An 844-nucleotide genomic window follows, 5' to 3' on the forward strand; every position below is an offset into this window, starting at 1 on the left:
CGGGCAAGAACTGGATGGGCATGCTCGGCATGCACGGCACCTATGAAGCCAACATGGCCATGCATGACTGCGACGTGATGATCTGCATCGGCGCGCGTTTCGACGACCGCATCACCGGCCGGCTGACCGCGTTCTCGCCGAATTCGAAGAAGATCCACATCGACATCGATCCATCGTCGATCAACAAGAACGTTCACACCGAGGTGCCGATCATCGGCGATGTCGGCCGGGTGCTGGAGGATATGGTGCGGCTGTGGCGCGCGAGCGCCAAGGCCGACAAGAAGGCGCTCTACCCGTGGTGGGAGCAGATCGCCAAATGGCGTGCGCGCGACTCGCTCGCCTACAAGATGAACAACGACGTGATCATGCCGCAATACGCCATCGAGCGGCTCTACGAACTGACCAAGGGCATGGACACCTACATCACCACCGAGGTCGGCCAGCACCAGATGTGGGCGGCGCAGCACTATCATTTCGAGAAGCCGAACCGCTGGATGACGTCAGGCGGGCTGGGCACGATGGGTTACGGCCTGCCGGCGGCGCTCGGCGTGCAGATCGCGCATCCCGACGCGCTGGTCATCGACATCGCCGGCGACGCCTCCGTGCAGATGACGATGCAGGAGATGAGCGCTGCCGTGCAGCACGACGCGCCGATCAAGATCTTCATCCTGAACAACCAGTATATGGGCATGGTGCGGCAGTGGCAGCAGCTGCTGCACGGCAACCGGCTGTCGCATTCCTACACCGAGGCGATGCCCGACTTCGTCAAGCTCGCCGAGGCCTATGGCGGACACGGCATTCGCTGCGAGAAGCCGGACGAACTGGACGACGCGATCAAGGAGAT

The 844-nt window shown here is 62.4% G+C and carries 1 protein-coding gene; it reads left to right on the top strand.

The annotated features are described in order from the left end of the window. Positions 1–844 (top strand): thiamine pyrophosphate-dependent enzyme (locus EN984_RS36260; RefSeq protein WP_245480207.1); only part of this gene is annotated, 844 nt, incomplete at both ends.

It is taken from the genome of Mesorhizobium sp. M7A.F.Ca.CA.004.12.1.1 (assembly GCF_003997835.1).
Lineage (GTDB): Bacteria > Pseudomonadota > Alphaproteobacteria > Rhizobiales > Rhizobiaceae > Mesorhizobium.